This window comes from Kitasatospora sp. NPDC089913 (genome assembly GCF_044748625.1).
Classification (GTDB): domain Bacteria; phylum Actinomycetota; class Actinomycetes; order Streptomycetales; family Streptomycetaceae; genus Kitasatospora.
The window spans coordinates 514,875-540,861 of record NZ_JBIVGI010000001.1 but is presented as its reverse complement, the minus strand read 5'-3'; the positions used below and the strand labels follow the sequence as shown (position 1 = coordinate 540,861).

Sequence of the window (25,987 nt, the reverse complement as noted above, 5' to 3'; positions counted from 1 at the left end):
GCGGGGCCTCCGTAGCTCGTGCTGGCAGATGGGCCGGCGAACGCGCAGGTCACAGAGGGTTCCCGAAAGAAATGAACAAGGCCCGAGCCACTGACCGGACCCGGACCGCCACTCACGCGTTCACGCTCCCTACTCTAGCCCTCAGGCCCTCGACTCCCCTTATCCACCCACCGCAAGGGAACCGCCACCATGCCCCATCAGTCGCCCTCCGCCACCGACCGTGCGGAGACCGTCCTCGGCGTCTTCGACACGGCGTTCGGCGAACTCCTCGCCCAGGACCCGGCGGCCTTCCGGGTGAAGTTCCGCAAGATGGCGGCCTCGGCGTTCGCCTTCTACCGGGGCACCGCCGCCCTCTACTACGCGGACCTCACCACCGCCCCGTTCGATTCCTACGGCGCGTCCTTCCTCGACGACCGCACCCGCCGGGTCTGGATCCACGGCGACCTGCACGCGGAGAACTTCGGCACCTACCTGAACGCCGAGGGCCGGCTCGTCTTCAACGTGAACGACTTCGACGAGGCCTACGTCGGCGCCTTCACCTGGGACGTCCAGCGGCTCGCCGCCTCGCTCGCCCTGATCGGCTACGCCAAGGCCCTGTCGGACGCGACCATCACCGAACTGGTCACGGCCTTCGCCGGGGCGTACCGGGCCCGGATCGCCGCCCACGTCACCTCCGGCGACGCCGACCCGTACACCCTGGACACCGCCACCGGCCCGATCCTCGACACCCTGCGGAAGGCCAGGCTGCAGACCCGGGTCTCGCTGCTCGACGGCGACACCGTGGTCGAGGACTACGACCGCCGCTTCCGCCTCGGCGGCGGCGCGTTCGCGCTGGACGAACCCACCAAGCAGGAGGTCCTGACCGCCTTCGAGCGCTACCTCGCCACCCTGCCGCCGTCCTCCCGGGTCAGCCCGACCGCCCTGCGGGTCAAGGACGTGGTCGGCCGTCGCGGCATCGGCATCGGTTCGGCGGGCCTGCCGTCCTACAACGTCCTCCTCGAAGGGCACACCGACGCCCTCGAGAACGACGTGATCATCTACATGAAGCAGGGCCAGACCCCGGCGGTCGCCCGCCATGTCACCGACCCCGCCATCGCCGGCTACTTCGAGCACGAGGGCCACCGCACGGTGATCTCCCAGCGCGCCCTGCAGTCCCACAGCGACCCCTGGCTCGGCCACACCACGCTGCGCGGCCGCGGCCAGCTGGTCGCCGAGGTGTCCCCGTACGCGACCGACCTCGACTGGCGGGACCTCAACGAGCTCCCCGACCTGCTGGCGGTCACCGAGTACCTGGGCCGCGCCACCGCCACCATGCACGCGGCGGCGGACGAGTCGTCCAGCGGCCACACCCTGGTCCCGTTCTCCACCGAGCACGCCATCCACGAGGCCATCGGCCGCGACGAGGCCGGCTTCACGCAGATGCTGGTCGACTTCGCCCACGCCTACGGTGCCCAGGCCCGCGCCGACCACCAGCTCTTCGTCGACCTCTACCGCAACGGCCGCATCCCGGGCCTGTAGGCCCTACCCGGTCAGGGCCGCCAACCGCTCGCGGGCGGCGGCCCTGACCTCTGTCTCCTCCAGCGCGTCGTCCCTGAGGTACACCAGCCGCTCCCTCACCTCGGGCCGGTCCGGCGCGTGCCGGACCCCCAGCAGTCGGGCATCGCCCTCGCAGTCCCAGAGGCACTCCACGTACACCGACTCCAGTCCGGTCGGATCGATCTCCGCGAGTGCCTCCAGATAGCTGACCCGCTCGTAGGAGTGCGGCGTCCACAGCCACAATCGCCTGAGCAGAGACACCGCCCCGCGGGCCTCGGCCCCGAACCGCGCCAGCCCGTCGGCCGTCCGCTTCGGCCCGCACCACCGCCGCTCCACCCAGTCCCGCTCCAGGTCCGCAACCAGCACGGGCACGTCCTCGGCCTCCCCGCACGCGGCCAGCACGTCGTGCCCCCGCCGCCGCAACCACTCCGGTTCCGTCGCTACGGCCCACTCCCTCGCGGCGGGCACCGCCAGCGCCCCGAGCTTGTCGACCACCCCGATCAGCGGCCACAACATGTACTTCCCGTCCGCCGTGCCCAGCGACGGCACCAGCGGGATCACTCCGGGCTCCGGCCCCCGGTCGTCGATCACATCGAGCGCGGCGGCCCTGCGCTCCTCCGACTCCTCGGGATCCGCCAGCAGCTCCAGCAGCCGGGCGTTGTCGACCTCCGCGAACGGCTTGCGCTCCCGGGACCCGTGCACCGGCCCCGGACCGGCCAGCCCCCACCGGTACCACGGCTCCCCCCACCGGTCCTCCGGGTCCCGCTCCGCCCGCTCCCGCCCGGTCTCCGCCAGGTCGTCCCACCACTCCACCGGCCACCGGCACGCCATCTCCTCCAGCACCGCGACCCAGTGCTCCCCCTCCTTCACGTAAGCCCGCAGGGCGTCCCGCGCCTCCCCCGACCCGCCCAACGCCAGCAACCCCAGCACCCGGGCCGCCCGCTCATTGGCCGTCTCCCCCAAGCCCAGGCCCTCCACCACCGGCCCGAGCGGCAAGCCCAGATCCCGCACCAGCCGCGCCAGGTACAGCCCCCGCTCGTCGACCGAGTCCCACCGCCAGTCCCACCGGACGCACCCGTAGACGATCTCCGCCGCGCCCGCCGGATCCTCCAGAGCCATCCGCGCCCCGAGTCCCCGCCCCCGCTGCACCAGCCCGATCAACGACCCCGCCGGCGCGTACCGCCCGTCACTCATCCTCGTCACACCCCCATCCTCCCCCGGGCCATTCAGCAGCCGGACACCTCCACCAAGGCGCAGACCACCTCCATCACCACCAGCACCGCGCCAGCCCCACCGTCTCCGAGCGCACCATCGACGGCCGCCTCCTCGTCGACTTCGGCGCCGCCCCCGTCTCCACCCTCCTCAACCTCCTCACCCTGCTGCGCGAGGTGACCCGGGAATGAGCACCTTCCTCGTCGGCGCCGCCTTCACCGTCCTCCTCGCCCTCGCCATCGCCACCGTGATCACCGGCGTCGTCACCGCCCTCAGGATCGGCCCGCCCCCACCCCCGATCACCCGCCACGGCCACTGGGAACCCCACACCCACCCCGACGGCACCACCGAACACACCTGGACCCCCCACCAGACCGATCCCAAGAACCCACAGCCAGCAAGGGGCCACCAGGAAAGACCTCCCTCGGAGTGAGAAGTCGGGACCGGCGACTTCCCACTCCGATCCCGGCTGTGCACCTCGGAACAACCGGCTGCACGTGGGAAGTCGGCCGTTCCGACTTCCCACGCCCCCGGTGACGCAGCTCGGCCCCGGTGGCTCCCTTGCCACGCGCAAGGGAGCCACCGGATTCGGCTTTCACGATGTGCCCCAGCAGTAGGAAGTCGACCTCGTCGACTTCCTACTGCTCCTGCCCCTCGACCTCACCGGGGAACGGCCGGATATGAGCGGCTGTCCCTCGCTCGGTTCGAGCGAGGGACAGCAGGCGCCAAGCCGGGCGAATCAACCCCACCCACCGCTCGCTCGTACTTCCCCGGTTAGCCCCTTGCGGACAGCAAGGGACCACCGGAACAGAACTCTCAGATCAGGAAGTCGGCCGCGCCGACTTCCTGCGCAACAGGCACAACGGACTACGCCGCGTCCAGCTCCGCCAGGAAGTCCAGCGCGACCGCCCACGCCTGCTCCGCCGCCTCGGCGTCGTAGTCGGGCAGCTCCGGGTCGGTGAAGAGGTGCCCGGCGCCGCGGTAGCGGTGCACCTCCACGTCCGCGCCGGCCTTGCGCATCCCCAGGTACCAGGCGTTCAGCCAGTCCTCCGACTCGAACGGGTCCGGCTCCGCCACGTGCAGCTGGACGGGGATCGCGGTGGCCGCGTCCTCGCGGATGTCCGAGGTGCCGTGCAGGAGCAGCAGGCCGAGGGCCTTCTCGTCGGCGAGTGCGAGGTTCTGGGCGAGCGAGCCGCCGAGCGAGAAGCCCGCGTAGACGAGCGGCGTCCCGGAGCCCAGCAGCGGAGCGGCGACCCCGACGGCGCGGCGCAGGAGTTCGTCGCTGCCGATCTCCTCCTTGAACGCCATACCCTCCTCGACGTCGTCGAAGGTCCGCCCTTCGAAGAGGTCGGGGGTGTGCACGGTGTGCCCGGCGGCGCGCAGCCGGTCGGCGGCAACCTGGACGGCGGGGCGCAGGCCGTACACGGAGTGGAGGAGCAGGACGTGTGCCACGGGCGGGACTTCCTTGCGACGGGGGCCGGAACAGCCTCCCATCATCGCGCATGTCCGCCGGGTGACCGCGCCCACCCGGCGGGGTGGCGGGACGTCACGCCGTGGTGAAGTGACAACGAACAGTCAGTTCAGCATATGGAACACCGCGTTACCCGCCGGTAGCCTGTCCGCCGTGACTGACCTTGTCAATGACATGACCGCCGCCCGCCCCCACCGACGCCAGGTGCTCAAGGCCACCGCCGTCGTCGCGGGCGCCGCCGCCCTGCCGCTCGCCCTCGGCGCCGCCGCCCAGGCCGCCACCGTCCCGCAGTTCCTCCACGGCGTCGCCTCGGGCGACCCGCTGCCCGACGGCATCCTGCTCTGGACCCGGGTCACCCCGGCCCCCGAGGCCGTGCCCGGCTCCGGCCTCGGCGCCGACACCGAGGTCCGCTGGGAGATCGCCGCCGACAAGGGCTTCGCCCGGATCGCCGCCGGCGGCACCGTCACCAGCAACGCCGCCACCGACCACACCGTCAAGGTCGACGTCCGCGGCCTCGCCCCGGACACCGCCTACTGGTACCGCTTCACGGCCGGCGCGACCGTCTCCCCCGTCGGCCGCACCCGCACCACCCCGGCCGCCGACGCCGCCCTCGACCGGCTCCGCTTCGGCGTCGCCTCCTGCGCCAACTGGGAGGCCGGCTACTTCTCCGCGTACCGCCACCTGGCGGCCCGCGGCGACCTCGACGCCTTCCTCTTCCTCGGCGACTACATCTACGAGTACAAGAGCGGCGAGTTCTGCGCCCGCGGCTCCGTGGTCCGCCCGCACGCCCCCGCCCACGAAATCCTCAGCCTCGCCGACTACCGCACCCGGCACGGCCGCTACAAGACGGACGAGGACCTCCAGGCGCTGCACGCGCAGGTCCCGACCATCGCGATCTGGGACGACCACGAGTTCGCCAACGACGCCTGGTCCGGCGGCGCCGAGAACCACACCCCGGGCGCCGAGGGCGACTGGGCGGCCCGGGTGGCCGCCGCGAAGCAGGCCTACTTCGAGTGGATGCCGGTCCGCCCCTCCATCGCCGGCACCACCTACCGCCGCCTGCGCTACGGCAAGCTCGCCGACCTGCACCTGATGGACCAGCGCTCGTTCCGCTCCCAGCAGGTCAAGGTCGGCAACGGCGACGTCGACTCGGCCGACCGCACCCTGACCGGCCGTGCCCAGATGGACTGGCTGAAGTCCGGTCTCGCCGCGTCCGACACCGCCTGGCGCCTGATCGGCAACGAGGTGATGATCTCCCCGGTCGCCCTCTTCTCGCTGCCGGACTACCTGCTGCGCCCGCTGGCCAAGCTGCTCGGCCTGCCCGGCGAGGGCCTGGCGATCAACACGGACCAGTGGGACGGCTACACCCACGACCGCCGTGAGCTGCTCGGCCACCTGAAGTCGAACGGCATCACCAACACCGTCTTCCTGACCGGGGACATCCACTCCGCCTGGGCCTCGGACGTCCCGAACGAGGCCGCCACCTACCCGCTGTCGGGCAGTGTCGCCACCGAGTTCGTGGTCACCTCGGTCACCTCGGACAACATCGACGACTTCCTCAAGGTCGCGCCGCAGACCCTCTCCCTGGTCGCCGCCGCCGCGATCAAGGCCGCCAACCGCCACGTCCAGTGGGTCGACCTCGACTCCCACGGCTACGGCGTCCTGGAGGTCACCCCGGCCCAGACCCAGATGGACTACTACGTGCTCTCCGACCGGACCCGCAAGGACGCCACCACCAAGTGGTCGCGCTCCTACCGCACCCGGTCCGGCACCCAGCAGGTCGAGCGGGTCTACTCCCCCGTCAAGTAGTCCCACGGGTCGAGCAGGCCCACGAACGACGGACCCCGCCCGCCGTCCCCCGGCGGGCGGGGTCCGCCTCCCGGGGTCCGCCTCCCGGGGTCCGCCCACCGCACCGCTACGACACCACGTCCTTGCGCGCGAAGCCCCGGAACGCGAGCGCCAGCAGCACCACCGCGTAGGACAGCGACAGCGAGACCCCCTGCACCATCCCGCCCCACTCCATCCGCGGCTGCAGGGCGTCCGCCCACGCCCACTGCCAGTGCGCCGGCAGCCAGGCCCGCAGGTCGCCGAGGGCGGTGATGGCGTCCAGCACCCCGGCGACGATCGAGGCGAACACCGCCCCGCCGACCGCCCCCAGCGGCGCGTCCGTGGCGGTCGAGAGCCAGAACGCCAGCGCCGCGATCACGACCTCGCTGAGGAACACGAACGCCACCGCCACCGCCAGCCGGGGCAGTGCCTCGCCCGCGGTCAGACTCGCCCCGGCCGGCAGCCGCAGGTCGCCCCAGCCGTACGCCGCCGTGCCGACCGCCAGCCCGACCAACGGCAGCAGCACCACGGCGGCCGCCGAGAACAGCAGCCCGACCAGGAACTTGCGCATCAGCAGCCGCGCCCTCGGCACCGGCGCCGCCAGCAGGTACCGCAGCGAGGACCAGCTGGCCTCCGAGGCCACCGTGTCGCCGCAGAACAGCGCGACCGGGATCACCAGCATGAAGCCGGTGCCCATGAACAGCATGGTGGTCGCGAAGTTCGGCCCGGACGAGGTCGCGAGCTCGATGAACGTGGTCCGGTCGGCCCGCCCGGGCGTCCCGGCCACCGCGAACGCCGCCAGGACGACCAGCGGCATCCCGGCCAGCACCGCGCCGATCACCATCGTGCGGCGCCGCCGCAACTGGCGGACCACCTCCACCCGGAACGGCAGCGTCCGCCCGGGCCGGTAACCGGCCGCGTGGTCCGCCGACACCTCAGCAACCGCGGCGCTCACGCCGCACCTCCGATCAGTGACAGGAACGCGTCCTCCAGCCGGCGCTGCGGCCCGGCCGACTCCACCGGCACCCCGAGCCGGACCAGCTCGGCCAGCAGCCGGCTCGCCGCCATCCCGTCCAGCCCGACCAGCAGCCCGCCCTCGACGGCCTCCGCCGCGGCGACCCCGTCCAGCGCGGCGACCTTGTCGGCCGCCGCCGCCAGCTCCGCCGCGTCGTACGACGCCGCAGTGCCGATCAGCAGCTGCGAACCCGCGCCGACGATCTCCGCGACCGCGCCCGTGGTCACCAGCCGGCCCCGGTCCATCACCACCAGGTCGGTGCAGCTCTGCTCGACCTCGGCCAGCAGGTGGCTGGAGACGATGACGGTCCGCCCGGCCGCCGCGTACCGGATCATCACCTCGCGCATCTCGCGGATCTGCGGCGGGTCGAGCCCGTTGGTCGGCTCGTCGAGGATCAGCAGGTCCGGCAGCCCCAGCATGGCCTGGGCGATCGCCAGCCGCTGCCGCATGCCCTGCGAGTAGGTGCGCACCGCCCGGTCCAGCGCCTCGCCGAGCCCGGCGATCGCCAGCGCCTCGTCCAGGTGGGCGTCCGCCTCCGGACGGCCGGTGGCCTGCCAGTAGAGCCGCAGGTTGGCCCGCCCGGTGAGGTGCGGCAGGAAACCCGCGCCCTCGACGAAGGCGCCGACCCGGGACAGCACGGGTGCGCCGGGCCGGATCAGGTGGCCGAAGACCCTGATCTCGCCGGCGTCCGGCCGGATCAGCCCCATCAGCATCCGCAGGGTGGTGGTCTTCCCGGCGCCGTTGGGGCCGAGCAGGCCGAGCACCTGACCCCTTTCCACCCGGAAGCCCAGCTCGCGGACGGCGTACCGGTCGGCGGCGCCCTTGTAGCGCTTGCTCAGGCCGGTGATCACCAGCGGCACCCCGGCGAGCGCCGGGTCGTACCCGGGTCCGTGCGCGCGCCGCCCGGCCCCGGCCGCCCGCAGCCGCGGCACCAGCACCAGCCCGGCGGCCAGCGCGAGCGCGACCAGCGGCAGCACCCAGGTGCGGTTCGGCAGCGGCGCGGCCTCGGTGACCAGCCCGTCCACCGTGGGCAGGGTGACCGGCCCGGTGACGGCCGCCCGGTAGGTGGCCGGCTCGACCGGCGAGGCGTACGCGAGGTCGGTGGAGGCGAGCACCAGCCGCAGCCGGTGCCCGGCGTCGAAGGTGTGGTCGACGGTGGGCAGCGCCACGGTGACGCTCCGGCCGTCGGGGGCGTCCGCCCCGGTCACCCGCAACGGGGCGGACAGTTGCTGCGGCAGGCTCTGCTTGCCGTCGGGGGCGACGTCGTACAGCTTGGCGAAGAGCACCGCGTCCGGCCGGTCGGCCCGGACCCGGACCGGCACCGTCGGCTGCCCGGTCAGGTGGACCGAGGAGTCCAGCGGCGCCGACTCGAAGGTGGCGAACTGGCCGGGGAAGTCCAGCGCGAGGCCGGCGCCCAGCGCGGACGCCTGGCCGAGCAGGCCGCCGAGGCCGGGCAGGGCGGAGATGTTGGACGGCGCCCCGCCGGGCGGGTTGGCGAAGGACTGCTCGGGTGCGCCGTCCGGGGCCTTCAGCTCGAACCGCCGCGAACCGGTGCCGCCGAGGCCGGGGTAGCTGTCGGCGGTCGCGCCGCGCAGCACCGCCTGGAAGCCGGTCGAGTCGACCCCGCCGGTCCGGGTCACCCGGAACGCCGCGCCGGCCCCGCCGGTGCTCGCGCCCCCGTCACCCTTCAGATAGTGGTCGAACCAGGCCGTGACCCGGTCGTCCACCCGGTCGCTGGTGTCGGTCGCGCCGTCGTGCCCGCCCGCGAACCAGTCCACCGCCACCGGGGCGCCGTTGGCGGCCACCGCCTTGGCGATCGCGTCGCCCTGGTCGAGCGGGAACAGCGAGTCCTGCTGGCCCTGGACCACCAGGGTGGGCGCCTTGAGCCGGTCCGCGACCGAGGAGGGGCTGGACCGGTCGAGCAGGGCCACGGCCTCCGGGTCGGCCCGCCCGGCGGTCGCCACCCGGTCGTACATCCGGCACAGCTCGTCCAGGAACCGCCCGCAGCCGACCTGCCCGTCGCCCTGCTCGGGGGCGAGGGCCGGACGCGCCGCGCCGCCGGACGGGCCGAGTTCGCCCACCGAACCGGTGGTGAAGAAGATCCCGGACCACAGCTTCTTGAACACGCCGTCGACCGCGCCCGAGCCGCGCACCCCCTGCGGGAACAGCGCGTCGGCCAGGTTCCACCAGGTGATCGCACTGGCCACGGCGTCGATCCGGGGGTCGTACGCGGAGCCGAGCAGCGCCACCGCGCCGCCGTAGGAGGCGCCGGTGATGCCCACCCGAGGGTCGCCGGGCCCGTCCAGCTGGACCTCGGGGCGCTGCGCCAGCCAGTCGACCAGGTGCTTGACGTCCTCGACCTCGCGGTCCGGCGCGTTCAGCCCGATCTTCCCGCCGGAGCGGCCGAAGCCGCGCGCCGACCAGGTCAGCACCGCGTACCCCTGCCGGGCCAGCTTCTGGGCGCGCTCCCGCTCGCCCTCCTTGGAGCCGCCGAAGCCGTGCCCGAGCAGGACGGCGGGGCGCGGGCCGCTGCCGGTGGTGAAGAAGGAGGTGTCGAGCTGGACGATCTGCGAGCTGCCGGGGGTCTCGGCCATCGCGAGGAAGCGGTCCTCCTGGCGGACGGCCTGTTCGCCCCCGGCGGCGACGGCCGCGGCCGTCCCGACCGCGACGACGGCCGTCAGGGCCACCGCCCCGGCCACCAGTCTCCGTCCGGCGGCCGTCCCACGGCCTCGCCACCGGCGCCACGCCCCACCGAGCTCCATGGGCGTGATCGTAGTCGCCCCCGGAGTAGGCGTCCGATAAGAACAGCGGCCCCCGGACGCGCACGGCCCCGGGGACGCGCGGCCCCCGGGAGCTCTCCCGGGGGCCGCGCCCTGCCTCGTCCCCCGGTGCTACAGCACCCGGGTCATCGTCCGGTGCGGAATCCCGGCGTCGTCGTACACCGGCCCCTCGGCCGTGTACCCGAGGCGCTCGTAGAACCCGAGCGCCTGCACCTGGGCGTGCAGCTCCATCTCGCGCGCGCCGTGCTCCCGCCCCGCGGCCTCGACGGCCCGCACCAGTTCGGCGCCGAGCCCGGTCCCCCGGGCGGTCTTCAGCACGGCGAGCCGGCCGAGCAGCACCCGGCCGGCGACCCCGCCGGTGATCCCGAGCGCCTGCTCGCCGAAGATCAGCCGCGCCGTGCCGACGGGCTCACCCTCCGGTCCGACCGCCAGCAGGTGTTCCGAGGTGGGGTCGAGGTCGTCCCACTCCTCCTCCTCGGCGATCCCCTGCTCGACGATGAAGACCTCCCGCCGGACCTCGTGCACCAGCGCGAGGTCCGCCTCCCCCCGCGCGACCCTGATCGTCACCGTCATCCCGGTTCCCCTCGACTCTCCGACCCGGCCCTGCGGATCGGCCCTGCCACTCGGCGCTGCGAATCGGCCCTGCGAATCGGCTCTCCGGCCGGACGCTCCGGCTCAGCTCTCCGACGCGATGATGTCCAGCGCCTTCCGCAGGTCCGCGGGGTACTCGCTGGAGAACTGCACCCACTCGCCGTCCGACGGGTGCTCGAAGCCGAGCGAGACGGCGTGCAGCCACTGCCGGGTCAGCCCGAGCCGCTTGGCGAGGGTCGGGTCGGCCCCGTAGGTGATGTCGCCGACGCAGGGGTGCCGCAGCGCGGACATGTGCACCCGGATCTGGTGGGTGCGGCCGGTCTCCAGCTTGATGTCCATCAGCGAGGCGGCCCGGTAGGCCTCGATGAGGTCGTAGTGGGTGACCGACGGCTTGCCCTCGCGGGTGACGGCCCACTTCCAGTCCGCGCTGGGGTGGCGCCCGATCGGCGCGTCCACGGTGCCGCTCAGCGGGTCCGGGTGGCCCTGGACGAGCGTGTGGTACTTCTTCTCGGTCACCCGGTCGTGGAACTGCCGCTTGAGGTCGGTGTAGGCGCGCTCCGACTTGGCCACCACCATCAGCCCGGAGGTGCCGACGTCGAGCCGGTGCACGACGCCCTGGCGCTCGGCCGCGCCGGAGGTGGAGATCCGGTAGCCGGCCGCGGCCAGCCCGCCGATCACGGTGGGGCCGGTCCAGCCCGGGCTCGGGTGCGCGGCGACGCCGACCGGCTTGTCGACGAGCACGATGTCCTCGTCGTCGTGGACGATGCGCATGCCGTCGACCGGTTCGGCGACGATCTGCACCGGCGCGGCGGGGGCCGGGATCTCGACCTCCAGCCAGGAGCCGGCGGTGACCCGGTCCGACTTGCCGGCGACGGCGCCGTCGAGCGTCACCTTGCCGTCGGCGGCCAGCTCGGCGGCCTTGGTCCGGGAGAAGCCGAACATCCGGGCCAGGGCGGCGTCGAGGCGTTCGCCCTCCAGGCCGTCGGGAACGGGGAGGCTTCGGGTCTGCGCTGCGGTACTCACCCGTACGAGTATGCCGGACGCGCGGGCCCTCGCCCGCGCCGCGCCCGGCGGGGGCGGAGGCCGCAGCGCCCTACTCGCCCTTGTCCGCCCGCTCGCCCTTCTCCGCCTGCTCGCCCTTGTCCGCCTGCTGGTGCACGGTGCCGTCCGGGTTGCTGCCCCGGAAGGAGAGCAGGACGACCAGGATGCCGCCGCAGACGATCGCCGAGTCGGCGAGGTTGAAGACCGCGAAGTGCTGGACGGAGATGAAGTCGACCACGTGCCCGCGGAAGACCCCGGGCGAGCGGAACAGCCGGTCGGTCAGGTTGCCGAGCGCGCCGCCCAGCAGCAGACCGAGCGCGATCGCCCAGGGGAGGCTGTACAGCCGCCGGGCGATCCGCCAGATCACCACGATGACGGCCGAGGCGATCATGGTGAAGACGACGGTCAGCGCCTGTCCCATGCCGAAGGCGGCGCCGGAGTTGCGGATCACCTGGAAGGTCACCACATCGCCGATCACCTTGATCGCCGAGTGGTTCTCCAGCCGGGCCACGACCAGCAGCTTGCTGCCGAAGTCGACCAGGAAGGCGAGCAGCGCGACGACCAGGAGCACGCCGATCCGCCTGCGCCCCTTCGGCTCCTCCGCCCCGGCCGGCTCGACCGGGAGCGACGCCGGAGCCTGGACCGCGGCCTGGACCGGGGCCGGAGCCGGGAGGGACTCCTGGGCCGGCGCGGGGGCCGCGACCGCCTCGGGGGCCGCCGGCCGGGCCGGAGCCCCGTCACCGGGCCCGGCCACGTCCCCGGCCGGGGCCACGACGTCGGCGGGCGTGGGGACGGAGTCGTCCCGCGTCTGGGGGGAACCTTGCGTACTGATGATCCGCTCCGCTGCCGTGACGTGGGGGGCCGATGGGCCGGTGGGAAGCCCGATCTCCGACGGATCGTCCGACGGATCAGGCGACGTTACGGGGTCGAGCCTACGGCAAGCCCGACCCCTCCCGTCGTCCCGGTCGGCCGCCCGGAGCGGTCAGCGGCGTTCCTGCTTGGCCTTGCACTGGACGCAGAGCGTCGCCCGCGGGAAGGCCTGCATCCGTGCCTTGCCGATGGCCTGGCCGCAGGACTCGCAGGTGCCGAATCCGACGCCCTCCAGCCGGGCCAGCGCGTGCTCGGTCTGGGCGAGGCTGTCGCGGGCGTTGTTGGCCAGCGCCACCTCGCTCTCGCGCGAGATGTTCTTCGTACCGGCGTCCACCTGGTCGTCGCCGGCTCCGTCGTTGGAGTCCCGCATCAGACCGGTGATGGCCGCCTCGGCCGCGTCGATCTCCTGCTGGAGCCGCTCCAGATCGTTGATCAGCTCGGCGTGCAGCTCGCGCACCTCCTCGGAGGTCCACGGGTCCTCGCCGGGCCGGACCGGCAGCTCGGCCGGGTCGACCGACTCGGCACCGCCGGTACGGGCGGTGGCCCCGGCCGGCGTACGGGTGCGGCCGGGGGCCACGAGAGTGGTGTCGGTGGTGTTCTTGCGCCGTGCGGTAGTGGTCACGGTCCCCTCCCCTGGATCGCCTGCCACGGCCTTGCGTGCCCGCTTGGTGGCGGTACCCGCGACGGTTGTCTTCTCAGCCATGGCTTCGACCCCATCTACGAACGAATCGAGCCGCCGGTTCCCGGCGGCCTCCAGTGCCGGAACGATAATCCCGATCAAAAATGGTCACAACATGACATACCGACGCCTCACCATGATCCCACCCAGCCAGCCGCCACACGCGACACGCCCATCGCGCCGAACAGAGTTGTGCCCCCCGCCCCGGCGCGCCGAAACCGACTTGCGACGGCCGATACACTGGGCCTGCAAGGCGCAGATGGGGACGAGTACCGCAGTACGCAGCCACCAGCGACCCGGGGACGGTGCGAGCCCGGGGGTGTGCACCGCGCGAAGATCACCCCGGAGCCGCCGGAAGAACGGTCCGCGATCCCCTTCGTCGGCCCGCTAGACCCGGCAGCAAGCCCAAACAAGAGGGCCGCGGACAGCATCGCGGCCAAGGAGGGTGGTACCGCGGGGCGGCATGCCGTCTCGTCCCTCCGTCGGATCCCGTCCATGCATCCGCCGGAGGTAGACGCCCGTCATGGCCAGCTCCTACAACCCCGTCCCCGCGCAGGTCGACCTGCCCGCCCTCGAACACCGGATCCTGTCGTTCTGGCAGGACAACAAGGTCTTCCAGCGCAGCCTGGAGCAGTCCGAGGGCCGCCCCGAGTGGGTCTTCTACGAGGGCCCGCCGACCGCCAACGGCATGCCCGGCGCCCACCACATCGAGGCCCGCGTCTTCAAGGACGTCTTCCCCCGGTACCGGACGATGAAGGGCTACCACGTCGCCCGCAAGGCCGGCTGGGACTGCCACGGCCTCCCGGTGGAGCTCGCCGTCGAGAAGGAGCTCGGCTTCTCCGGCAAGCAGGACATCGAGGCGTACGGCATCGCCGAGTTCAACGCCAAGTGCCGCGAGTCGGTGACCCGCCACACCGACGCCTTCGTCGAGCTCACCAACCGGATGGGCTACTGGGTCGACCTCGACCAGGCCTACCGCACCATGGACCCGTCCTACGTGCAGTCCGTCTGGTGGTCGCTCAAGCAGATCTTCGACAAGGGCCTGCTGGTCCAGGACCACCGGGTCGCCCCCTGGTGCCCGCGCTGCGGCACCGGCCTCTCCGACCACGAGCTGGCCCAGGGCTACGAGACCGTCGTCGACCCCTCGGTCTTCGTCCGCTTCCCGCTGACCAGCGGCCCGCTGGCCGACCGGGCCGCGCTGCTGGTCTGGACCACCACCCCGTGGACCCTGGTCTCCAACACCGCCGCCGCCGTCCACCCCGAGGTCACCTACGTGGTGGCCACCGACGGCACCGAGCAGCTGGTGGTCGCCGAGCCGCTGCTGGCCAAGGCCCTCGGCGAGGGCTGGGAGGCGACCGGCGAGTCCTTCACCGGCGCCGAGATGGAGCGCTGGGCCTACCGCCGCCCGTTCGACCTGGTCGAGATCGAGAACGCGCACTACGTCCTCAACGCCGAGTACGTCACCACCGAGGACGGCACCGGCATCGTCCACCAGTCGCCCGCCTTCGGTGCCGACGACCTCGCCACCTGCCGCAAGTACGGCCTGCCGGTGGTCAACCCGGTCCTCACCGACGGCACCTTCGACCCCGAGCTCCCGCTGGTCGGCGGCCAGTTCTTCAAGAAGGCCGACGAGGCCCTGGTCGCGGACCTCCAGGAGCGCGGCCTGCTCTTCCGCCACCTCCCGTACGAGCACAGCTACCCGCACTGCTGGCGCTGCCACACCGCGCTGCTCTACTACGCGCAGCCGTCCTGGTACATCCGCACCACCGCGGTCAAGGACGCGATGATCCGGGAGAACGAGGCCACCAACTGGTTCCCGGACACCGTCAAGCACGGCCGCTTCGGCGACTGGCTGAACAACAACATCGACTGGGCGCTCAGCCGCAACCGCTACTGGGGCACCCCGCTGCCGGTCTGGCGCTGCGAGGAGAACCACCTCACCTGCGTCGGCTCGCTGGCCGAGCTGTCCGAGCTCACCGGCACCGACCAGAGCGGCCTCGACCCGCACCGCCCGTTCATCGACGAGGTCACCTTCGGCTGCCGCGAGTGCGGCGGCACCTCGACCCGTGTGCCCGAGGTCATCGACGCCTGGTACGACTCGGGCTCGATGCCCTTCGCCCAGTACGGCTACCCGTACCAGAACAAGGAGCTGTTCGAGAAGCGCTACCCGGCGCAGTTCATCTCCGAGGCGATCGACCAGACCCGCGGCTGGTTCTACACCCTGATGGCCGTCGGGACCCTGGTCTTCGACAAGAGCTCGTACGAGAACGTCGTCTGCCTGGGCCACATCCTGGCCGAGGACGGCCGCAAGATGTCCAAGCACCTGGGCAACATCCTGCAGCCGATCCCGCTCATGGACCAGCACGGCGCCGACGCCGTCCGCTGGTTCATGGCCGCCGGCGGCTCGCCCTGGTCGGCCCGCCGGGTCGGCCACGGCACGATCCAGGAGGTGGTCCGCAAGACCCTCCTCACCTTCTGGAACACCGTCGCCTTCCAGGCCCTGTACGCCCGCACCTCCGGCTGGGCGCCGTCCGCGGCCGACCCGGCCCCGGCCGACCGCCCGCAGCTGGACCGCTGGGTGCTCTCCGAGCTGAACGCCCTGGTCCGCGACGTCGACGCGGCCTTCGAGGCCTACGACACCCAGCGCGCCGGCAAGCTGCTCTCCGCCTTCGTCGACGACCTCTCCAACTGGTACGTCCGCCGCGGCCGCCGCCGCTTCTGGCAGGGCGACGCCGCCGCGCTCGCCACCCTGCACGAGGCGCTGGAGACCGTCACCCGGCTGATGGCCCCGCTCACCCCGTTCATCACCGAGCAGGTCTGGCAGGACCTGGTCGTCCCGGTCGTCCCGGACGCCCCGGCCTCGGTCCACCTGGCCTCCTGGCCGGAGGCGGACGAGTCGCTGATCGACACCGACCTCTCCCGCCACATGGCGCTGGTCCGTCGGCTGGTCGAGCTGGGCCGGGCCACCCGCGCCGAGTCGGGCGTGAAGACCCGCCAGCCGCTGTCCCGCGCGCTGGTCGCCGCCCAGGGCTGGGACGAGCTGCCGCAGGACCTGCGCGCGCAGATCGCCGAGGAGCTCAACGTCTCCGCCCTGGAGTCGCTCGCGAACGTCGGCGGCTCGCTGGTCGACACCACCGCCAAGGCCAACTTCCGCGCGCTGGGCAAGCGTTTCGGCAAGGGCGTGCAGGACGTCGCCAAGGCGGTCGCCGCCGCGGACGCCGCCCGGCTCGCCGCCGAGCTTCGCGCCGGGGGCACCACCTCGGTCGAGCTGAACGGTGAGACGGTGGCCCTGTCCCCGGACGAGGTGATCATCACCGAGACCCCGCGCGAGGGCTGGGCCGTCGCCAACGAGTCCGGCGCCACCGTCGCGCTGGACCTCGCGATCACCCCCGAGCTCAAGCGCCTCGGTGTCGCCCGGGACGCGATCCGCCAGATCCAGGAGGCCCGCAAGAACTCCGGCCTGGACGTCGCCGACCGGATCGTGCTGCGCTGGCGCGCGAGCAACGACGAGACCGCCGAGGCCATCGCCGAGCACGGTGCCCTGGTCGCCGAGGAGGTGCTCGCCACCGACTTCGCCGCCGGCGCCGCCGACTGGGAGTCCGACACCTTCGCCGACGAGTCCCTCGGCCTCGCCTTCCAGCTGCGCAAGGCCTGACCCGGCTCCGGAGCCGCCGTCGCCCACCGGGCGGCGGCGGCTCCGCCGTTCCCCCTCCCGCCAGGAAGGCCCCCCACGGGAGGCGGCCCTGCCCGACCCCGCCCGCACGAAGGGCGGCCCCGCGCACCCATGGACGGCTCCGCGCACACGAAAGCGCCCCCTCCCCGACCCCGAAGGGTCGAGCAGGGGGCGCCCGTGCCGACGGCTACCGCTTAGTTGTCGCCGTCCTCGTCGATCAGGAAGCCCCGCATCGGAGCCGGCGCCTGCTGCATCGGCTGCGGCGGCTGCGGACGGACGGCCGCCATCGGCTGGGTCATCCCGGCCGGCTGCATCTGCGGCGCACCCGAGTTGCCCGCGGCCGACGGCCCGCCGAAGCTCGGCGCACCGTTCCCGCCGAAGGCGCTCTGCCCGCCGAAGGACGGCTGGCCGCCGAACGACTGCTGGCCACCACCGAAGCTCGGCGCCGGGCTCATCGCGCCCGCACCGGCCGGAGCCATCGACGACGCGGCCGGCGGCAGCGAAGCGGTGGCCGGGATCCGCGGCGGCGCGAGCGAGTCGTCCGCCTGCGACTCCAGCTGACGGAGCTGGGTCTCCAGGTAGGACTTCAGGCGCGTCCGGTACTCACGCTCGAACGCCCGCAGGTCCTCGACCTTGCGCTCCAGCGTGGCGCGGGCGGACTCCAGGGAGCCCATCGCGACGCGGTGCTTCTCCTGCGCGTCCCGCTCCAGCGCGTCGGCCTTGGCGCGGGCGTCCCGCTCCAGGCCCTCGGCGCGGCTGCGCGCCTCGCCGACGATCTTGTTGGCCTCGGAACGGGCCTCGGAGATCGCCTGGTCCGCGGTCTGCTGGGCGAGCGCCAGCACCCGCGCGGCGCTGTCGCCACCGGGGTTCTGCTGCTGCTGCATCGGGGCGCCCATCGGGCCGCCCATCTGCTGCGGGCCGCCCATGGGGCCGCCCATCTGCTGCATCTGCTGCTGGCCCATGCCCTGGCCCATCGGGTTGCCCATGCCCTGCGGGCCGCCGGGGCCGCCCATCGGCTGGAGCATCTGACCGCCCATCGGCTGGACCAGCTGCTGCTGGCCGCCCATGGTCTGGCCCATCTGCTGCTGGCCCATCTGCTGCTGCTGGCCGGGGCCGCCCATCGGGCCGCCCTGACCTGCGGGCAGCTGCGGGGCGCCGGACGGCAGGCCGAGCGGCTGGTTGCCCATCTGCTGCTGCGGACCGGGGCCCATCTGCTGCTGCTGCGGACCGCCCGGGCCCATCTGCTGCTGCGGACCGGGGCCGCCCTGCTGGCCGGGGACCGGCGGGCCGGATATGGCGGCCGGCACCGGGGCGCCGGGACGCGCGTCCTGCGGCGGCTCCTTGCGCATGTTGGCCTGGTTCTGCGCGGCGGCACGGGTCGCTGCGGCCAGCTTGGCGCGCAGGTCCTCGTTCTCGCGGAGGAGACGGGTCAGCTCCGCCTCGACCTCGTCGAGGAAGGCATCGACCTCGTCCTCGTCATAGCCTTCGCGCAGGCGGACGGTCGTGAACTGCTTGTTCCGAACGTCCTCGGGGGTCAATGGCATCTCTTCACCTCAACGTGATCGTCGGCACACCGGCATCCTGTCGCATCGCTCACCTACGACTAGGGCCGCACAAGCGAGATCAGGACATACACAATGATCATCAGTACGAAGAAGGACAGGTCGAGCGCCACGCCCCCGAGACGCAACGGCGGAATGAACCGCCGCAGAAGCTTGAGCGGCGGATCCGTGACAGTGTACGTGGCCTCCAGGACCAGGACCATGGCCTTGCCGGGCCGCCACGAACGCGCGAACTGGAAGACCCAGTCCATCACCAGCCGCACGAGCAGGAACACCAGGAAGACGGTCAGTGCGTAATAGAGCACCTCCCACACGATCTCCATCGCGCTTCCCTCTCCCCGGTTGTCGGCCCTTGGGCCGCTCGCCTTGTCGCTGACTCACTGTCGATCAGATCCACACGTAAAGTCGTGGTCGGGTCAGCTCTGGTTGAAGAACCCACCCTCGGCGATCCGAGCCTTGTCCTCCGCCGTGACATCGACGTTAGCAGGCGACAGGAGGAACACCTTCTGCGTCACGCGCTCGATACTGCCGTGCAGACCGAAGACGAGTCCAGCGGCGAAGTCTACGAGCCGCTTGGCATCCGTGTCGTCCATCTCGGTCAGATTCATGATCACAGGAGTCCCGCCACGGAACTGTTCCCCGATGGTACGGGCCTCGTTGTAGGTCCTCGGGTGCAGCGTGGTGATGCGGTAGGGCTCTCGTTCGTTCACTACCTTGGGCATGATCACCGGGGCGCTCTTCTCCAGGTTGTGGCGGCGTTCGGGTGTGATGGACGACACTGGTGCCATCCTCGGGGTCTCCTGGCGGATCGGGACCGCGGCCGGCACCGGCTGCGGGGTGATGGAGGAGACCGGCGCGGGTGCCGGGGAGGCCGGCCGCGGAATGTCCTCGGTCCGTCCGGTCCGGATCGGCTCGGGGTCCGCGTCGTAGTCGTCGTCGGGGTCGTACCCCTGGCCGTCGTACGTCTCGTCCTCCACGAGGCCGAGGTAGACCGCCATCTTGCGCATTGCGCCGGCCATGCTCCTGTCTCCTCCGCTTGTGGTGGACCGACTCCGTCCCGACGGCCGGGCCGAACGGCCCCGTCCGCGGATTCCGCGGTCCGCCCACGACGCTTCGTCAGGCCGACGGCCAATCAGAGTTCGTGGATGAGGGCCGCGGAGCTGCGATCCACGGTTGGCTAGCGCTCCGATAAGCTGCTAGCTTCTGTCCTATTTTGTCCTGCAGTCTGATCTACTACCCGGTGACGTTACCTGAGGGGTGACCGCACTCCGAGTACCGCCGTTCCGACGCGCACATGTGTCGCTCCGGCGGCAATGGCCTGCTCCAGGTCGCCGCTCATCCCTGCCGAGACCATGGTGGCAGCCGGATGGGCCGCCCGTACGGCGGTTGCGATTTCCGCCAGCCGATCGAAGGCCGCCGCCGGATCGCCGGCCAGCGGACCCGCGAGCGGAGCGACCGTCATCACACCGTCCATGCGCAGTCCGGGCGTGTCGGCGATCGCGTCGGCCAGCGCGAGCACGTCCGCCGGGGCGACCCCGGCACGGTGCTCGCCCTCGCCGGCCTCCTTGTCCAGGGCCACCTGCACCAGGCAGCCCAGGTCGGCGCGTCCGGCCTTGACGACCGCCGCGCCGAGCGACTCCACCAGCCGCGCCCGGTCCACCGAGTGCACGTGGTCGGCGTACCGGACCACCGAGCGGACCTTGTTGGTCTGCAGCTGGCCGACGAAGTGCCAGTCAAGAGGAAGGTTTCTGCACTGCTCCGCCTTGGGTGCGGCGTCCTGGTCGCGGTTCTCCGCGACATCGGTGACGCCCAGCCCGGCCAGCAGCGCGGTGTCCTCGGCGGGGTAGGTCTTGGTGACCACGATCAGCCGGACCTCGTCGCGGGCCCGCCCGGCGGCGGCGCAGGCGTCGGCGATCCGCCGCTCGACGACCTCCAGGTTGGTACCGAGTTCCTCGTACCGGGCCCGTTGGCCCTCCGTCAGCGCGTCCAGCCAGGACTTGTCCGGGAATCGGGCGGAATCGCCCGGGAACGGTCCGTAGATGTCATTCGTCATCAGTGTGAAGAGCCCAACCAGACGTAGCTCGCGAGCCGGCCCGTGCGCTGCTCGCGCCGATAGGAGTAGTGGTCGGCCGATTCGAGGGTGCAGACCGGTGACAGCACCGGCCCGGTGACACCCGCGGCGGCCAGCTGGGCCGCGACTCCCGCCGGCACGTCCAGGGCCGGGGTCCCCCAGGAGGTCACCGCATGTGCCGCGGGCACCCGCCCAGCGACCTCGGCCCGCAGCTGCGCGGGCACCTCGTAGCAGCGGCCGCAGACGGCGGGTCCGGTGGCGGCGGCGATCCGCGCGGGCTCGGCGCCGAGCGCCACCATCGCCCGGACCACGGCCGGCACCACACCGGCCGCGAGACCGGGCCGTCCGGCGTGGGCCGCGCCGACCACCCCCGCGACCGGGTCCGCCAGCAGCACCGGGGTGCAGTCCGCGGTCAGCACGGCCAGCGCCAGCGGCCGGTCGGTGACCACCGCGTCGACCGTGGGGGCCTCCCCCGCCGGCTGCCGCTCCGTCACCACGGCCACGTCCGCCCCGTGCACCTGGTTCATCCACACCACGTCGGCCGGGTCGAGGCCGAGCTCGCGGGCCGCGATCGCCCGGTTCTCCAGGACGGCCGCCGGGTCGTCCCCCACCGCGCCGCCGAGGTTCAGCTCCCCGTACGGCGAAGTGCTCACCCCGCCCCACCGACTGGTGAAGGCGAAGTGAGCACCGTCGCGGACCGCGTGGTCGATCACTTAAGGAAGTCCGGCACGTCGAGTTCCTCGGCCGGGCTCTCCACGAACGGCTGCCGGGCCGGCTGCACCTGCGGCGGCACCGGGGCGGCCGTGGTGGTGGCCGGCGACTCGGCCGGACGGGAGGAGGAGGCGCTGTCGCCCTCGGAGCGGGAGGTGACCGAGCCGATGCCGCCGTACGCGGGCCGGCCGGCCGGACGCTCCGGGGTGCCCGAGGAGGCCGGCGGGTTGGCCGGGGCCGCGCTCGCCTTGACCACCGGCTCGCGGACGATCGCCGGCGGCTGGCCGCCGTCGAAGCCCGCCGCGATGACGGTGACCCGGACCTCGTCGCCCAGGGCGTCGTCGATGACGGCACCGAAGATGATGTTCGCCTCGGGGTGGGCCGCCTCGCTGACCAGCTGGGCGGACTCGTTGATCTCGAACAGGCCGAGGTCGGAGCCGCCGGAGATGGACAGCAGCACACCGCGGGCGCCGTCGATCGAGGCCTCCAGCAGCGGAGAGGAGATCGCCATCACGGCGGCCGCCTTGGCGCGGTCCTCGCCGCGGGCCGAGCCGATGCCCATGAGCGCCGAACCGGCGTCCGACATGACCGACTTGACGTCGGCGAAGTCGAGGTTGATCAGACCCGGCGTGGTGATCAGGTCTGTGATCCCCTGGACACCGGAGAGCAGCACCTGGTCGGCGGAGCGGAACGCGTCCAGCACGCTGACCTGGCGGTCCGAGATGGACAGCAGCCGGTCGTTGGGGATGACGATGAGGGTGTCGACCTCTTCGCGCAGCGAGGCGATGCCGTCCTCGGCCTGGTTGGCGCGCCGCCGGCCCTCGAAGGTGAACGGGCGGGTGACCACGCCGATGGTCAGCGCGCCCAGCGAGCGGGCGATGTTGGCGACCACCGGCGCGCCGCCCGTGCCGGTGCCGCCGCCCTCGCCGGCGGTGACGAAGACCATGTCGGCCCCCTTGAGGACCTCCTCGATCTCCTCGCGGTGGTCCTCGGCGGCCTTCCGGCCGACCTCGGGGTTGGCGCCGGCGCCGAGGCCCCGGGTGAGTTCACGGCCCACATCGAGCTTGACGTCGGCGTCGCTCATGAGGAGGGCCTGCGCATCGGTGTTGATCGCGATGAACTCGACGCCCTTGAGACCGACCTCGATCATCCGGTTGATGGCGTTGACACCACCGCCGCCGATACCGACGACCTTGATGACTGCGAGGTAGTTCTGCGGTGCTGCCACGTCGAAGGCCTCTCGCCTCGAATTTCCAGGTCGGCCCGAATGCCCGATCAGGGCCGGACCGACGGATGTCGATGGGTAGGGAGCCTGGTTCCTGACGTAATGTCCGAAATGCCGACCGCCGACCCCAACCCTAAACTTGACCTTTAGGGTTAGTGCTGTGCCTCTGTCACATCACCAGGGAACACAGTCTGGTGAGACAGGACACTAGGTGGCTCCGGCCACGTGTTTCAACGAACACGCCGAGCTTCCCTTTTTCTTTTGAGCCTATGTGATCATCGACCGGCGGATGACACCGGGGTGACCACCAAGGGTCGGGCCGCCACGAAGCCGCGTCAACCCCGCCCGCAGCCCGCCGCCGTCCTCCGGCGGCACGCTCCACGCGCACCCTTGCGCACAGAACCTACCGGATCATCCGGACACCGCAGGCGCGTCCGGAGCGCTCACATCGAAGTTCGTACCCTTCTGACGCAGCAGCGCCACCAGCACCCGGGCTTTGCGATCCGTCTGCTCGGGACTCCCCCAGCGCACCGTCGCACCCCCGGCCAACTGCAGCTGGATGTCGTCGAACGAGTGCACCAGAACGGCCCCGGCCCGCTGCCGGACCTCCTCCGGCAGCCCGGCCGCCACCGCCACCGCGCCCTCCACCAGCTGGTTCCGGCCGATCACCGACTCGGTGTCGACAGCCTGCTGGCTGAGCCTCAGCTCCACCACCGGCACCCCGGACGGGGCGGCCGGCTCGGTGGCGAAGCTCACTCCGGCCGCGTCGACCTGGGTGAAGCGGCCGTCCTCGCCCTTCACCGCGGCGACCGCCGTGCGCTGGGTGACCTTCACCCGAAGGGTGTTCGGCCAGCCCCGCCAGACCTCCGCCCCGGCCACCCGGGGGATCGCCTCCACCCGCGCGCGGGCGTCGTCGAGGTCCACCCGGGCCAGCGGCCCCGAACCGACGCCGCCGATCGCCGTCCTGACCTCGTCGGCCGTCAGCCGCTCGTCCTGGAGGCCCTGCACCGCGACGGAGCGCACCTCCAGCACCGAGGAGAAGAAGACCAGCCAGGACAGCAGCCCCAGCAGCAGCGCGACCAGGGCGCCCAGCACCACCGCGCCCCGGCGGGAGAGCCGGAGCCGGGGAGCGTGCTCCCCGGCCTCGAACTCCTCGTCCAGGGGGTCGGCGAGCCGGGCGTCAGCCACGACGGCGGCCGCCCCGGGCGGCCTCGATGGCCTCGTAGACCATGCCGACGAGCAGCTCGTCGGCGTCCCGGCGGCCGAACTCGGCGGCCGACCGGCTCATGTCCCACAGCCGCTGCGGGTCCGTCAGGACCGGCAGCACGTTCTGCAGCACCCAGTCCGGGGTGAGCTCGGCGTCGTCGACCAGCAGGCCGCCGCCGGCCTTCACCATCGGCTGGGCGTTCAGCCGCTGCTCGCCGTTGCCGATCGGCAGCGGCACGAACGCGGCCGGCAGGCCGACCGCGGCCAGCTCGGCCACCGTCATGGCGCCGGCCCGGCAGAGCATCATGTCGGCCGCCGCGTAGGCGAGGTCCATCCGGTCCAGGTACGGCACCGCGCGGTACGGCGGCATCCCCGGGATGTCGTCCACCTGGGGCAGCTCGTTCTTGGGGCCGACCGCGTGCAGGATCTGCACCCCGTACTGCTGGAGCCGGGGGGCGATCGCGGTGATCGTCTCGTTCAGCCGGCGGGCGCCCTGCGAGCCGCCGGTGACCAGCAGGGTGGGCAGCCGCTGGTCGAGGCCGAAGTAGTGCCGCGCCTCCGGGCGGGCCGCGTTCCGGTCCAGGGTCGCGATGGTCCGGCGCAGCGGGATGCCGATGTAGCGGGAGTCGCGCAGCTTGCTGTCCGGCGTGGAGACGGCGACGAAGTCGCTGTACCGGGCGCCGATCTTGTTGGCCAGGCCGGGCCGGGCGTTGGCCTCGTGCACCACGATCGGCACCCCGGCCCGCTTGGCGGCCAGATAGGCGGGCATCGCGACGTAGCCGCCGAAGCCGACCACGGCGTCCGCGTTCACCCGCTCGATGATCTCCTGGGCGGCCCGGACGGTGCCGCGCAGCCGGCCCGGTACGGTGATCAGCTCGGGGGTGGGCTTGCGGGGCAGCGGGACGGCCGGGATCAGCTCCAGCTGGTAGCCGCGCTCGGGGACCAACCGGGTCTCCAGGCCGCGCTCGGTGCCGAGGGCGGTGATCCCGACGGACGGGTCGTGCCTGCGGAGGGCGTCCGCGAGGGCCATGGCCGGCTCGATGTGACCGGCGGTCCCCCCGCCGGCGAGTACGACATGCACCGAAATTCACCGCTCCCTGCGTGCCGGTCCTGGGACCGGGCGCGCTGTGGTTCGTCGTCGTGGCAGCACCCGGGCCAGCTGCTTCCTGATCCGGGAGTTCTTGCTCCGGGCGGCCAGGGCCGCCTTCGCGCCCGAGCTGCTGCGTGCCAGGCAGAGCAGCACCCCGATCGCGGACATGGCCGACAGCATGGCGGAACCGCCGTAGGAGAACAGCGGGAGCGGGACGCCCGCGATGGGCAGCAGTCCCAGCGCCGACCCCAGGTTGATCACGGCCTGAGCCATGATCCAGGTGGTGGCGGCCCCCGCGGCGTACCTGACGAAGGGATCCCTCGTACCGATGGCCACACGGATACCCGCGTAGCCTAGTGCCGCGAAGAGACCGATCACCGACAGCGTCCCCACCAGACCCATTTCCTCACCGGTGGTGGCGAAGATGAAGTCGGTGTGCGCCTCCGGGAGCTGGCCCCATTTCTCGACGCCGGCGCCGAGTCCGGAGCCGACCAGGCCCCCGAGGCCGAACGAGTAGACGCCGTGCAGGGCCTGGAAGCAGGCGCCGGCCGGGTCGAGCTTGGTCACCCCGATGCAGGACAGCCGCTCGGCCCGGTGCGGGACGGTGACGACCAGCGCGGTGCAGACCACCACGGCCACCCCGAGGGTGGCGACGAACAGCCGCATCGGTGCCCCGACCATCCAGAGCAGTCCGAACAGCATGGCCACCAGGATCATCGTGGTGCCCATGTCGCCGCCGAGCATGATCAGCACGATCAGCAGCAGGGTGCCGGGCACCAGCGGGATCAGCAGGTGCTTCCACTCGCCGAGGGTGCCGGTCTTCTGCTTGCGGGCCAGCAGGTCGGCGCCCCAGAGCACGAGGGCGAGCTTGGCGAACTCGGAGGGCTGGAACTGGAACACCCCGAAATCCAGCCAGTTCCGGTTGCCGTTGACCTCCATGCCGATGCCGGGGATCGCCACCAGCACCATGGCCCCGATCACGGCGAACATCACCGGGTAGACGATCACCCGCAGCACCGCCACCGGGACGAGGGCGAAGCCGAGCAGCAGCGCGAGGCCGAGCAGGACGGCGAGCAACTGCTTGTAGAAGTAGAACTGGGTCGAGCGGTGCTGGCCCAGCGCGAGGATCTGCGAGGCCGAGGAGACCATCATCAGACCGAGCACGACCAGCAGCAGCACCGTGCCGGCGATCAGCAGGTACGGCGTCAGCGGCCGGTCCAGGGCGTACCGCACCCGGGCCCGGAACGCCTGCAGCCGGGCCAGCGGACCGGCCGACTTGTAGGCGGTGGTGGTGGCCGAGATCACCCGCAGCGGCTCGGCCGGGCCGCCCTTCTCCGGCATGCCCGAACCACCCGCCCTGCCGCTCCCGGCCACAACGCTCCCCTTCTGTCGTGCCCCGTCGGCCTCCGGCGGGCGCGGCGACCGCG

21 protein-coding genes are annotated in these 25,987 nt (G+C 72.5%); 4 read left to right on the top strand and 17 right to left on the bottom strand.

Annotated elements, in window-relative coordinates:
* Positions 1-189 precede the first annotated feature (189 nt).
* On the top strand, positions 190-1,518 hold the full coding sequence (locus ACIPYS_RS02405; protein ID WP_400742084.1) for a DUF2252 domain-containing protein: 1,329 nt from the start codon (positions 190-192) through the stop codon (positions 1,516-1,518).
* A gap of 3 nt (positions 1,519-1,521) precedes the next feature.
* Here the strand turns inward: ACIPYS_RS02405 and ACIPYS_RS02400 are convergent, their stop codons facing one another.
* The gene (locus tag ACIPYS_RS02400; protein WP_400742081.1) at positions 1,522-2,739 is read right to left on the bottom strand and encodes a hypothetical protein; all 1,218 of its coding nucleotides are present in this window, start codon (positions 2,737-2,739) and stop codon (positions 1,522-1,524) included.
* Positions 2,740-2,935: 196 nt separating this feature from the next.
* Between ACIPYS_RS02400 and ACIPYS_RS02395 the strand changes: the two genes are divergently transcribed.
* On the top strand, positions 2,936-3,181 hold the full coding sequence (locus ACIPYS_RS02395) for a hypothetical protein (protein ID WP_400742078.1): 246 nt from the start codon (positions 2,936-2,938) through the stop codon (positions 3,179-3,181).
* Between the two features lie 434 nt (positions 3,182-3,615).
* Here ACIPYS_RS02395 and ACIPYS_RS02390 read toward each other — a convergent pair whose 3' ends face one another.
* The gene (locus ACIPYS_RS02390; protein ID WP_231977820.1) at positions 3,616-4,200 is read right to left on the bottom strand and encodes a dienelactone hydrolase family protein; all 585 of its coding nucleotides are present in this window, start codon (positions 4,198-4,200) and stop codon (positions 3,616-3,618) included.
* Between the two features lie 193 nt (positions 4,201-4,393).
* On the opposite strand from ACIPYS_RS02390, the gene ACIPYS_RS02385 reads away from it, so the two are divergent.
* Positions 4,394-6,028 carry an alkaline phosphatase gene (locus tag ACIPYS_RS02385; protein WP_093862378.1) on the top strand — a complete coding sequence of 545 codons (1,635 nt, stop codon included), beginning with the start codon at positions 4,394-4,396 and terminating at the stop codon, positions 6,026-6,028.
* Positions 6,029-6,134: 106 nt separating this feature from the next.
* On the opposite strand, the gene ACIPYS_RS02380 is transcribed toward ACIPYS_RS02385, so the two are convergent.
* The 6 genes from ACIPYS_RS02380 to ACIPYS_RS02355 all read right to left on the bottom strand — a co-directional run bounded on the left by ACIPYS_RS02380 (position 6,135) and on the right by ACIPYS_RS02355 (position 12,965).
* The gene (locus ACIPYS_RS02380) at positions 6,135-7,001 is read right to left on the bottom strand and encodes an ABC transporter permease (protein ID WP_093862377.1); all 867 of its coding nucleotides are present in this window, start codon (positions 6,999-7,001) and stop codon (positions 6,135-6,137) included.
* Entirely contained in the window at positions 6,998-9,823 is a 2,826-nt protein-coding gene (locus tag ACIPYS_RS02375; protein WP_400742073.1) for an alpha/beta fold hydrolase, read from the bottom strand. Before ACIPYS_RS02375 ends, ACIPYS_RS02380 begins: the two co-directional genes overlap by 4 nt.
* Positions 9,824-9,952: 129 nt before the next feature.
* Positions 9,953-10,414 (bottom strand): GNAT family N-acetyltransferase, encoded by a 462-nt coding sequence (locus ACIPYS_RS02370; protein ID WP_093862375.1) that lies wholly within the window; start codon positions 10,412-10,414, stop codon positions 9,953-9,955.
* A 102-nt stretch (positions 10,415-10,516) separates the two neighbouring features.
* Positions 10,517-11,455 carry an RluA family pseudouridine synthase gene (locus tag ACIPYS_RS02365; RefSeq protein WP_093862374.1) on the bottom strand — a complete coding sequence of 313 codons (939 nt, stop codon included), beginning with the start codon at positions 11,453-11,455 and terminating at the stop codon, positions 10,517-10,519.
* 70 nt (positions 11,456-11,525) lie between these two features.
* Positions 11,526-12,245, bottom strand: a complete 720-nt coding sequence (gene lspA / locus ACIPYS_RS02360) for a signal peptidase II (protein WP_400742068.1) — start codon at positions 12,243-12,245, stop codon at positions 11,526-11,528.
* A 210-nt stretch (positions 12,246-12,455) separates the two neighbouring features.
* Positions 12,456-12,965, bottom strand: coding sequence for a TraR/DksA family transcriptional regulator (locus ACIPYS_RS02355; RefSeq protein WP_231977818.1), 510 nt, complete (start codon positions 12,963-12,965; stop codon positions 12,456-12,458).
* Positions 12,966-13,545: 580 nt separating this feature from the next.
* On the opposite strand from ACIPYS_RS02355, the gene ileS reads away from it, so the two are divergent.
* Complete coding sequence (gene ileS / locus ACIPYS_RS02350; protein ID WP_400742065.1) at positions 13,546-16,677, top strand: isoleucine--tRNA ligase; 3,132 nt, start codon at positions 13,546-13,548, stop codon at positions 16,675-16,677.
* Between the two features lie 212 nt (positions 16,678-16,889).
* Here the strand turns inward: ileS and ACIPYS_RS02345 are convergent, their stop codons facing one another.
* The 9 genes from ACIPYS_RS02345 to ftsW form a co-directional block, all read right to left on the bottom strand.
* On the bottom strand, positions 16,890-18,239 hold the full coding sequence (locus ACIPYS_RS02345) for a DivIVA domain-containing protein (protein WP_093862370.1): 1,350 nt from the start codon (positions 18,237-18,239) through the stop codon (positions 16,890-16,892).
* 59 nt (positions 18,240-18,298) lie between these two features.
* The gene (locus ACIPYS_RS02340; protein WP_030391443.1) at positions 18,299-18,580 is read right to left on the bottom strand and encodes a YggT family protein; all 282 of its coding nucleotides are present in this window, start codon (positions 18,578-18,580) and stop codon (positions 18,299-18,301) included.
* Between the two features lie 93 nt (positions 18,581-18,673).
* Positions 18,674-19,276, bottom strand: coding sequence for a cell division protein SepF (locus tag ACIPYS_RS02335; protein WP_030391444.1), 603 nt, complete (start codon positions 19,274-19,276; stop codon positions 18,674-18,676).
* A 227-nt stretch (positions 19,277-19,503) separates the two neighbouring features.
* Complete coding sequence (locus ACIPYS_RS02330; protein ID WP_093862369.1) at positions 19,504-20,310, bottom strand: YggS family pyridoxal phosphate-dependent enzyme; 807 nt, start codon at positions 20,308-20,310, stop codon at positions 19,504-19,506.
* Positions 20,310-21,041, bottom strand: a complete 732-nt coding sequence (gene pgeF, locus ACIPYS_RS02325) for a peptidoglycan editing factor PgeF (protein ID WP_400742058.1) — start codon at positions 21,039-21,041, stop codon at positions 20,310-20,312. Before pgeF ends, ACIPYS_RS02330 begins: the two co-directional genes overlap by 1 nt.
* Entirely contained in the window at positions 21,038-22,267 is a 1,230-nt protein-coding gene (ftsZ, locus tag ACIPYS_RS02320; protein WP_093862368.1) for a cell division protein FtsZ, read from the bottom strand. The genes pgeF and ftsZ overlap by 4 nt, the downstream gene beginning before the upstream one ends.
* Positions 22,268-22,675: 408 nt before the next feature.
* Positions 22,676-23,452 carry a cell division protein FtsQ/DivIB gene (locus ACIPYS_RS02315; RefSeq protein WP_400742054.1) on the bottom strand — a complete coding sequence of 259 codons (777 nt, stop codon included), beginning with the start codon at positions 23,450-23,452 and terminating at the stop codon, positions 22,676-22,678.
* A complete protein-coding gene (gene murG, locus ACIPYS_RS02310) occupies positions 23,445-24,551 on the bottom strand; it encodes an undecaprenyldiphospho-muramoylpentapeptide beta-N-acetylglucosaminyltransferase (protein ID WP_053648156.1) in 1,107 nt (368 codons plus the stop codon). The genes ACIPYS_RS02315 and murG overlap by 8 nt, the downstream gene beginning before the upstream one ends.
* A 6-nt stretch (positions 24,552-24,557) precedes the next feature.
* Entirely contained in the window at positions 24,558-25,901 is a 1,344-nt protein-coding gene (gene ftsW, locus ACIPYS_RS02305) for a putative lipid II flippase FtsW (RefSeq protein WP_093862366.1), read from the bottom strand.
* Positions 25,902-25,987 lie beyond the last annotated feature (86 nt).